Origin of the sequence: Staphylococcus caprae, from assembly GCF_002902725.1 — a bacterium.
In the GTDB taxonomy this organism is placed as follows: Bacteria; Bacillota; Bacilli; order Staphylococcales; family Staphylococcaceae; genus Staphylococcus; species Staphylococcus caprae.
Map to the genome: position 1 here is coordinate 89616 of NZ_PPRT01000022.1, position 9730 is coordinate 99345.

The following is a 9730-nucleotide window of genomic DNA, read 5'->3' on the forward strand; positions in this document are numbered from 1 at the left end:
AAACCTCCTTGATTATATCAATAGCTTAATTTTCTCATTTTAGGACTACTTTTGCACGTTTAAGCATTTAATAAAATACATTTTCTCAAATTCGTTTACTAGATTCTTCAATACTGTGAATTTGTTGTACCTATAGCATGCAAAACGCCTGAATTTAACTTTACGCATCAATAATTGACACGCTTCATAACTCTTAAAATCTCGTCTCAGTAATAAATATTGAAGCTGCCATTCAATAGGATGTGTTTCGATGTATATTTGATTTTCAAAAATAAATCCTAATCTATTGCAAACCTTTTCATCATTCATTCGTAATTGATACATTGCACTTAAAGTTGGCTCTAATACAGAATTTTTCCATCTACATTGCTTAATGTAGTTTAAAATTTTGGTTCTGGTTAATTGATAGACTTTATAATGTCTGTGATTACCTTTATCAAAAAGCGTTGTTAAATTTGATGTATAACTTTTAGCTACAAATTTTTTCCCACCAATATTTTGAAGATGTCTATAGATTACTAATTCTGCTTTGTCGATACTCCATGTGAAAAGTGTCCGACTCATAGGGTTAATAAATGTAGCTTGAAATTGATTAAGTTTCATGATGTTCTTTTTGATTACCATATCACTAATCAACCAATAAACGCTTAATCCAATGCTTTCTAGTCCTCTAGTTCTTTTCATAATTTCATTTACACTTATTCTAGAAAATTGGACTTCTATAGCAAATTTATTATCAATAACTAAATCAGGATATTGATATACCCCACCATAATAAGGCTCAATTTGTACATGATGATTTAATTTCTCAAATTTCTGAGCTAATAATATTTTCGTTTGATAATGTTCATACGTTTCATTTTTATAGCATGGTCTAGAACCTTTTACTTTATGTGCAAAATGGGGAATGACTTTCTCTCCACGTCGAAACACAACTTCGGATTGACAATGTGGACACATATACATTTGTTTTTTTGATGCATTTTTAGCTAAAATTCTTTGATTATTTTCACCAATTGCTACTAACATCTCTTCACCTCATATATTACAACGAGGTTGTAGGTATTTTTACTTTTAAAAATTAAAAAAAGGCGCCTTTATAAGGCACCTTGTAAAAAACTCTTATTATTCTTCTGCGTCAGTAAAATATCTACGAACTTGAGAAGTAACATTATGACTCATGATGATTTTAGCGTAGTCATTTAAATAAACTTCTGTCTTATCAGTTGGATAAGCAAATTCTAATAATTGACTATAGCTATCATTAATGGCTTCTTGAGAAACAGAGTCATCAAAATGAATTGAATAATAATACTGATTATTAATCATATATAATAAATCTTCGTATTCATTCGTATTTTGGTTATTGTGATATGCATAATTAATGACATGTTCTAAATCGTCAAATTTAACAATTACTGTTCTAACATTTGAACGTTTTTGAGTACGTTCATGATTAGCTTTTTGTTCTGCTTTCTTCTGTTGACTGCGTTGTTCAAATAACTCTTCTAAATTATCTTCACCGTCTAAGGTTTGAGCTAGTAATTCATTAACTTGATCATCAAACTGATCATTTGTATCTTCATCAGACATGTTCATTGCATCTTCATTTTTAGATTTAGAGATGGTAACTTCCACACCTTTTTCGAAAGCATGTACTTGAATCCATAAAGGACCTTCTACCACAAAATCTTCTTCTTCATTAATTTCGTCCATCATTGACCAGAAGAATTCTTCGCCACGTTTACGGTTAGTCCATAAATCTTCACGGTTAAAACCACGTGCTTCAATGTCGCTGTATGTTATAAACAATTTAACTGTTGTATCATCAACGCGTTCTATTCTCATATCATCTCACTCCTTACAGTCGATGAATAGTAATCATATTGTATTAGAACGGAACGTAAATTACAATCTATTTGTTTGATTAAATTTAACTATTTTCATTTGGATATTCATATTAACATATTCCCTATTTTGACGCCAAAAAACCATCCGTCAATAATAAGTCGCAACATGCAAAAGAGACTGGGACATAATTAATTGTCTCAGCCTTCTTAACATATTGGCAGTAGATGTCTGAATTAAAAGTGCGCTTATATCAAGCTTCTTTCAATCCTAGCCATCTTTGCCGGGGTGGGACAACGAATATAATTTTGCTAAATTATATTTCTGTCCCTCTCCCTTGAATCTTTTAGTAAAGTGATTAAATCACATAGTTATATTGGTTATTAGTCAACCAAACGTTGAGCTTCTTGTAATTGGAACGTACGAACTTTTCTTGGTAAGAAACGTCTAATTTCATCCTCGTTGTATCCAACTTGTAAACGTTTGTCATCTAAAATAATAGGGCGACGTAATAAACCTGGGTTATCTTGAATGATAGAATATAAATCTTGTAAAGGTAAAGAATCAATGTCTACATTCAATTTTTGATATGTTTTAGAACGAGTTGAAATAATTTCATCAGTTCCGTCTTCAGTCATTTTTAAAATTTGTTTAATTTCATCAATTGTTAAATGTTCAGAAAAAATGTTACGCTCCGTATATGGAATGTCATGTTCTTGTAACCATGCTTTCGCTTTACGGCAAGATGTGCAACTTGGTGAAGTAAATAATGTTACCATACATCTCACTCTCCTATTGAATGAATTAAATTCATTATTTTTAATATAATTATCGATTTAAGAAATTGAATTTTTAAGCTTTCTTAATCTTACACTTAATAGTATAACCACCTAAGATTAAAATTAAATGAGAAAATCCTAATTTTTCTGAGAAATCTTGAAATTCATCAAATAATTAATTTGTATATTGTGTATACCCAAATATACTAATATTCTAACACAACTTACAATTTAAAGAAATACTGTTATAATGTTATCTAAACAATATTAATTAGAAAGTAGGCATCTAATATGGAAACTTTATTTTCAGGAATTCAACCGAGTGGTATTCCTACTATTGGCAATTATATAGGTGCACTAAAACAATTCGTAGATGTACAAGATGACTATGATTGTTTTTTCTGTATCGTTGATCAACACGCCATTACAGTACCACAAGATCGTTTGAAATTACGTAAACAAATTCGACAATTAGCAGCAATTTATTTAGCAACAGGAATTGATTCAGATAAATCAACACTCTTTATTCAATCTGAAGTTCCTGCGCACGTGCAAGCTGGTTGGATGCTTACAACAATTGCTTCAATAGGTGAACTTGAACGTATGACACAGTTTAAAGATAAAGCTCAAAAACGTGTCGATGGCGTACCAGCAGGTTTATTAACTTATCCTCCTTTAATGGCAGCCGATATCGTTATTTATAATACAAATATCGTTCCAGTAGGAGACGACCAAAAACAACATATGGAACTTACACGTAACTTAGTAGATCGTTTTAACAGTCGTTATAATGATGTTTTAGTAAAACCAGAAATCCGTATGCCTAAGGTTGGCGGGCGCGTAATGAGTTTACAAGACCCTACTAAGAAAATGAGTAAAAGTGATGATAATCAGAAAAACTTTATTTCACTTTTAGATGAGCCGAATGTGGCTGCTAAAAAAATCAAAAGTGCTGTAACAGACTCTGACGGGGTTATTAAATTCGACCGAGATAATAAACCTGGCGTTTCTAATTTATTATCAATTTATTCTGGTTTAACTGATGAACCTATTAAAGATATTGAAGCAAGATACGAAGGCGAAGGCTATGGTAAGTTTAAAGGCGACTTAGCTGAAATCGTTAAAGAATTCCTTATTAATTTCCAAGAAAAATATGAAAGCTTTTATAATTCAGATGAATTAGACGACATCTTAGATAAAGGTAGAGACAAAGCGCATAAAGCTTCATTTAAAACATTGAAAAAAATGGAAAAAGCAATGGGATTAGGACGTAAAAGATAATTACAATATAAATGGTACTGGAACAACTACTCCAGTACCATTTATTTATGATTAATTTATTATTTTCTTCCCTTAGGATTAAATGCATCTTTAAGACCTTCACCTACAAAGTTAATACTTAATATAGTGAGTGTAATCATCAAAGCTGGGGGCATCCAAATCCACGGCTTACTACTTAATACATCCCCTTCTTGAGCATCACTTAGCATATTACCCCAAGAAGGTATTGATTTGCTTATACCAAAACCTAAGAAGCTAAGTCCAGATTCGACAACTATCATTCCAGCAAACGTTAATGTTGCTTGTACAATAACTACACTTAAAATATTGGGGAGCAAATGTTTTAATATAATCTTGTATGTAGGTGTACCTATAGATTGTGCTGCTAAAAAGTACTCATTTTCTTTTTCTTGTAGTACCTTACCTCTTACTAACCTAGCGATGCCTCCCCAACTAAGGATAATAATTACAAATACTAAAATGATGGCTGAGCCATATGGATTCTTAATTTTATCTCCTAATGCTGCATTTAAAACAATTGCAAAAATTAAGAATGGAAATAACATAACAAACTCCGTAACCCTCATTAATATAGTGTCTAAAATTCCACCAAAATAGCCTGAAATTACACCAATAGTTATCCCTAATACGAGCATACCTATAGTTGATGTAAAACCAATAGCTAGAGAAATTCTTCCAGCATACAACAACCTACTAAAATTATCTCTCCCTCCAGCATCAGTACCTAATAGATTTTCAACTGACATATCACCTTTAATATTTAATAAATCTTGTTTGTTTATTGGTAAAGGTGCAATCAGAGGCGCAATGATTGAAATAATTGCTATTAATATAAGAAAAGTAAGTGAAATCATAGCTAGTTTATTGTGACAAAACTTTCTTAAAGATATTGCAAATGGCGAATAAGATTTTTTCTTCAAGATAATCATCCTCTCATTTAATTACTTCGTATTCTTGGATCAACTAGACCATACGTAATGTCTGAAATTAAGTTACCTAATAATCCTAAAAATGAGAAAAATAATGTCATTGCCATCATTACCGGATAATCTTGACCTGTCACAGATTCTAAAAATAATTTTCCTATTCCATTGTATGAAAATATAGTTTCTGTAATGACTGCACCACCTAAAATACTGACAATATCTGCTCCTAAAAATGTAATAATAGGAATTAATGAGTTTCTCAAAATATGTTTGATATAAATTCTATTGGTAGAAAGACCTTTTGATTGTGCAGTTAAGACATAATCCTTTTGGGAGTTTTCAATAATATCGTTACGTAAATATTGTATATAGCCTGCTGTAGAAAGTAATCCCAATGTCGCTGCAGGTAAAATTATGTGATATATCTTGTTTATATAATAAGATAGTGTTCCCTCTTGTACATTGATATCTACGGATCCCTGAAATGGAAATAAATTCAATTGAAATGCAAAGAAGAAAATTGCAAATACTCCAGCTATAAAGGAAGGAATTGCTAACATGATATAGTTAAATATTTGAATTGAATAATCACTAATTGTATATGCATATCTACCTGAAATAATTCCTAATGTGAAAGAAATTATATATGTAATAATAAGAGACATTGCACCTAGAAGAATCGTGTTAGGTAACCTTTCTTTAATTAAATCCATTACCGGTCTTTTATATTTAATCGATTCTCCAAAATTGCCATGAACAATATTATTTGCCCATCTTATATATTGTTTTGGTATAGAATCATTTAGTCCTAACTTTTCTCTTTGCGCATCAAGAGCTTCTTGCTTAATGTTTGGGCCTTGCTGTCCGGAAAATGGATCTCCCGGTTGTATGATTGCCAATGAAAACACAACCATAGAAATTAAAATAAGCAAAGGAATCATTAATCCTAATCGTTTAAGTATTAATTTAACCATTAGCTACACTCCCCACACTTTTAGGATAAAAACAAGCGACTTTATGACCATTTATTACTTCTTTTAGTTGAGGTTTTTCTCTTTTACATTTATCTTGAACTAATGGACATCTTGTTTGAAATGGACAACCACTAGGAGGATTACTAGGTGAAGGTAACTCACCCTGTAAAATAACTCTGTTCTTTTTTTCTTGATTAAATTGTGGAATTGAAGAAATAAGTGCTTGAGTATAAGGATGTAAAGGCTTATTGTAAATATTTTTATGAGAAGCTATTTCAACCATATGACCTAAATACATCACTCCTATAACATCACTTATATGTTTTACAACGCTTAAATCATGAGCTATAAATAGATAACTAAGTTTAAATTCATCTTGTAAGTCTTTCAAAATATTTAACACTTGTGATTGAACTGATACATCTAATGCACTCACTGGTTCATCAGCAACTATTAATTTAGGGCGCAAAGCTATAGCTCTTGCTATTCCTATACGTTGTCTTTGACCACCGGAAAATTCATGAGCATATTTATAAAATGCTTCTTCACCAAGACCTACACAATTGAGTAAATGCATTACCTCTGCTTTAACTTCTTCTTTACTCATTTTCTTGTAATTTAATAAAGGCTCAGCTACAATATTTCCTACCATCTGCATAGGATTCAAAGAAGCGTAGGGATCTTGAAATATCATTTGAAAATCTTGTCTAGCTTCTCTTAATTTTTTACCTTTTAAGTATGTAATATCTTTATTGTCTAATTTAATTTGACCACTCGTAACTGTATCCAATCTAACAATAGTTTTACCAATTGTGGATTTACCACAACCTGATTCACCTACTAAACCGAATGTTTGACCTTTCTTAATAGAAAAAGAGATGTCATCAACAGCTTTAACATATTGTTTATTTTTAAATATACCTGTCTTTAATTCATAGTATTTTTTGACATTTTTTACTTCTAATAAGTTATTCATGATGTTCTGCCTCACTTTTTCTATCGAATAAATGACATCGAACTAAAGTGTCATTTATATTACTCATACTTGGACATATACTATTACAAATATCTAATTTTTCATCACATCGATTTGCAAATCTACAATTATTAAATTGAAATTCCGTGATAGATGGCACTATTCCTTCGATCGTTTCTAATCTTTCTCTTTCACTATCTAAAGTAGGAATAGTTCTCAATAATTTTTTAGTGTATGGATGTTTAGGATTTTCCAAAATTTCTTTAAGTTCTCCATACTCTACGATTTGGCCCGCATACATAACCATTACTTTGTCACAGAATTCTGAAACGACACTTAAATCATGAGTAATTAATATGATGGACATCTGAGTATCTTTTTGAATGTTCTTTAATAAATCTAAAATTTGAGCCTGTATAGTCACATCCAATGCAGTAGTAGGTTCGTCAGCTATTAGTAATTTTGGAGAGCAACTAATTGCCATTGCTATCATTACTCTTTGTCTCATTCCTCCTGAAAGTTGATGAGGGTAACTATTTAGAACTTCCTCTTGTCTAGAAATTCCAACTTTTAACAATAAATCTTTAGCTTCTTGATACGCCTCTTTTTTAGATTTCTTTTGATGTACTAATATACTTTCAATGATTTGATTTTTTATTTTGAATACAGGATTTAATGCTGTCATAGGTTCTTGGAATATCATTCCTATATCATTACCTCTAATTTTAAGAAAATCACTCTCGTTATATTCATCTATGCGTTTTCCTTCGAAAATAACTTCACCATGTGTAATTTTCGATATTTTGTCTGGTAATAACTTAATAATTGACTTATTCAATATTGATTTTCCGCAACCCGATTCACCCACTACACCTAAAACTTCACCTTTTTCTAATTTAAAACTTACTTTATCGACTGTAGGATACCATTGTTTATTTATAAATAAAGATGTCTCAAGTTCTTTAACTTCTAAAAGATGATTCGTCATCATATCCCCCCTTTAAAAATAAACCCCGACAAATCGTCGAGGTTTAGCTCATTTTAATTAACCTTCGTTAATTGATATAAATCTTTGTCACTACCAATTTCTATATCATAGTTACGAACTTTATCATTAACTATACTTATAGATTTCATTTGTAACATTGGTAAAGCAGGCAACTCTTCATTCATATATTTTTGCCATTGAACATATAGTTCTTTACGTTTTTTCTCATCTTTACCAACCTTGTCAAAATCTAAAGCATCATCTAAAAGCTTATCTGATTTTGGAAGAACTGTTCTCATTTCATTCATTGGTCTATCAGTATGGTATAAATCAGATGGATCTGGATCAGTTCCACCTGCCCAAGTTCTAAAGTACACTTCCATATTTTTAGAGGCATTAGCTAAATCATCATTATATTTTCCAAACTCTACTAATTTAACTTTAGTTTTTAGACCAACTTTTTCCCAGAAATCTTTAATTGCTGCAGTTCTTGGTTCAAATGTTGGGTTTGAACCAGCATAATGTTTAAGATTAATAACAAATGGTTTACCTTTAGGATCTTCTCTAAATCCATCACCATCTTTATCTTTATAACCAAGTTTATCTAGAATCTTTTTAGCTTTCTCAGGATCATATTTATATTCTTTTAAATCTTTTGAATCAGCTGCAATCCATTCTGTTGAAGGAACGTATGAATTGATTTCAGTTCCATAACCATTGAAGAATGCATTAATCCATTTTTTTCTATCAATTGCATAAAGTAAAGCTTGTCTAAGTTCTTTACTTTCATATTTTGGACGAACTTCACCAGTTTTATTCTTAGCTTTATCATAATCATGTGATACAAAACCAATAACTGCATAATCAAGACTTGGCGTAGATAAAACTTTAATTTTTTCTTTAGACTTTTTAGCTTCTTTAGCCATTGGCGCCGTAGCTTCATTCACTAAATCAATATCGCCTTTTTCCAAAGCTTTAATCATTTGTGGTTGATCGATTACTTTTATTTCAATTTTGTCTAAAGCTGGTTTACCTTGCCAATAATCATCAAAACGTTCTAATTGAATCGCTTCACCTTGAACAATTTTCTTAACTTTATACGGTCCAATACCAATAGGATGCTTACGAATTTTATCTGACTTAGCTAAATCTTTTACAGGGACATCGCTTAAATATTTCTTACTTAACAGAGGCCCAGATATAAATCCAGTTAAATAATTAACTTTCTTCTTATCAAATGTAACCTCCATAGTATAATTATCTTTCTTCTTAATACCACTAATATGATCTGCTTTACCATCGTGCATTTCTTTGGCACCTTTAATATTTTCTACAGATGGATAGTAACTTCCTGAATAATCTTTATTTGCTAACACTTCTAAAGTGTAAATCCAATCATCTATTGTCAATTCATTACCATCATGCCATTTGATACCTTTTTTAATCTTAAATTCAATTTTTTTACCTGGGTCAATATCTTTCCATGAAGCAATAAAAGGTTTAGGTTTAACTTTTTTATCAACTTTAATGACATTTTCATTAAAATAACCTTCAACTGTAGCATCTGTGTGATCAGAACTTAAAATTGATGAATAAACGCCAGTAGGTGCAGCAGGCATACCAACTTTTAATGTACCGCCTTTATGTTCAGAAGTATCAGTTTTACTTTCATCATTAGAAGCGTCTTGTTGTTTGCCTTTTCCACAGCCACTTAGTACTAATATAATAATTAAAACTAGAGTTAAATACTTAAAGTATTTTCTCATCCAATTCCCCTCCTGCTAATTCTTAGTTGTTTGTTTTAGTTTACTATTAAAAATTTATATTACAAGTTAATTTTTAGAAATTTCTGATAATTTGTTTTCTTAATTTCTATAATGTTTATCAAAATAAAAAAGATGTGCGAATTATATTTTTAAATATATACATACTGAAAC

Annotated in this window: 9 protein-coding genes; 1 reads left to right on the forward strand and 8 read right to left on the reverse strand. The window is 30.7% G+C overall.

Translation table 11 applies throughout. The annotated features are described in order from the left end of the window. Positions 1 to 45: 45 nt before the first annotated feature. The 3 genes from CD155_RS04715 to spxA all read right to left on the reverse strand — a co-directional run bounded on the left by CD155_RS04715 (position 46) and on the right by spxA (position 2627). Positions 46 to 1029 carry a competence protein CoiA gene (locus CD155_RS04715; RefSeq protein ID WP_103212673.1) on the reverse strand — a complete coding sequence of 328 codons (984 nt, stop codon included), beginning with the start codon at positions 1027 to 1029 and terminating at the stop codon, positions 46 to 48. 96 nt (positions 1030 to 1125) lie between these two features. Next, positions 1126 to 1848 carry an adaptor protein MecA gene (gene mecA, locus CD155_RS04720; protein ID WP_103212674.1) on the reverse strand — a complete coding sequence of 241 codons (723 nt, stop codon included), beginning with the start codon at positions 1846 to 1848 and terminating at the stop codon, positions 1126 to 1128. A gap of 383 nt (positions 1849 to 2231) precedes the next feature. Further along, positions 2232 to 2627, reverse strand: a complete 396-nt coding sequence (gene spxA, locus CD155_RS04725; protein ID WP_001829294.1) for a transcriptional regulator SpxA — start codon at positions 2625 to 2627, stop codon at positions 2232 to 2234. Between the two features lie 291 nt (positions 2628 to 2918). Between spxA and trpS the strand changes: the two genes are divergently transcribed. Beyond that, positions 2919 to 3908, forward strand: a complete 990-nt coding sequence (trpS, locus tag CD155_RS04730; RefSeq protein ID WP_070832021.1) for a tryptophan--tRNA ligase — start codon at positions 2919 to 2921, stop codon at positions 3906 to 3908. Positions 3909 to 3967: 59 nt separating this feature from the next. Here trpS and opp4C read toward each other — a convergent pair whose 3' ends face one another. From opp4C to opp4A, 5 genes are read right to left on the reverse strand one after another with little or no spacing between them, the layout of a single operon-like run. Continuing rightward, positions 3968 to 4849, reverse strand: coding sequence for an oligopeptide ABC transporter permease (gene opp4C, locus CD155_RS04735; RefSeq protein ID WP_103212675.1), 882 nt, complete (start codon positions 4847 to 4849; stop codon positions 3968 to 3970). 17 nt (positions 4850 to 4866) lie between these two features. Continuing rightward, positions 4867 to 5829: an oligopeptide ABC transporter permease gene (gene opp4B, locus CD155_RS04740; RefSeq protein ID WP_103212676.1), complete on the reverse strand. Its 963-nt coding sequence runs from the start codon at positions 5827 to 5829 to the stop codon at positions 4867 to 4869. After that, on the reverse strand, positions 5822 to 6805 hold the full coding sequence (locus CD155_RS04745) for an ABC transporter ATP-binding protein (RefSeq protein WP_103212677.1): 984 nt from the start codon (positions 6803 to 6805) through the stop codon (positions 5822 to 5824). The genes opp4B and CD155_RS04745 overlap by 8 nt, the downstream gene beginning before the upstream one ends. Beyond that, on the reverse strand, positions 6798 to 7793 hold the full coding sequence (locus CD155_RS04750; RefSeq protein WP_103212678.1) for an ABC transporter ATP-binding protein: 996 nt from the start codon (positions 7791 to 7793) through the stop codon (positions 6798 to 6800). The genes CD155_RS04745 and CD155_RS04750 overlap by 8 nt, the downstream gene beginning before the upstream one ends. Before the next feature lie 53 nt (positions 7794 to 7846). After that, positions 7847 to 9559 carry an oligopeptide ABC transporter substrate-binding protein gene (gene opp4A / locus CD155_RS04755; RefSeq protein WP_103212679.1) on the reverse strand — a complete coding sequence of 571 codons (1713 nt, stop codon included), beginning with the start codon at positions 9557 to 9559 and terminating at the stop codon, positions 7847 to 7849. Positions 9560 to 9730 lie beyond the last annotated feature (171 nt).

Coding starts and splice junctions, on each gene's coding strand:
- CD155_RS04745 (WP_103212677.1), bottom strand. CDS start 6,805: ATGAATAACTTATTAGAAGTAAAAAATGTCAAAAAATACTATGAATTA.
- mecA (WP_103212674.1), bottom strand. CDS start 1,848: ATGAGAATAGAACGCGTTGATGATACAACAGTTAAATTGTTTATAACA.
- opp4B (WP_103212676.1), bottom strand. CDS start 5,829: ATGGTTAAATTAATACTTAAACGATTAGGATTAATGATTCCTTTGCTT.
- trpS (WP_070832021.1), top strand. CDS start 2,919: ATGGAAACTTTATTTTCAGGAATTCAACCGAGTGGTATTCCTACTATT.
- CD155_RS04715 (WP_103212673.1), bottom strand. CDS start 1,029: ATGTTAGTAGCAATTGGTGAAAATAATCAAAGAATTTTAGCTAAAAAT.
- opp4A (WP_103212679.1), bottom strand. CDS start 9,559: ATGAGAAAATACTTTAAGTATTTAACTCTAGTTTTAATTATTATATTA.
- CD155_RS04750 (WP_103212678.1), bottom strand. CDS start 7,793: ATGACGAATCATCTTTTAGAAGTTAAAGAACTTGAGACATCTTTATTT.
- spxA (WP_001829294.1), bottom strand. CDS start 2,627: ATGGTAACATTATTTACTTCACCAAGTTGCACATCTTGCCGTAAAGCG.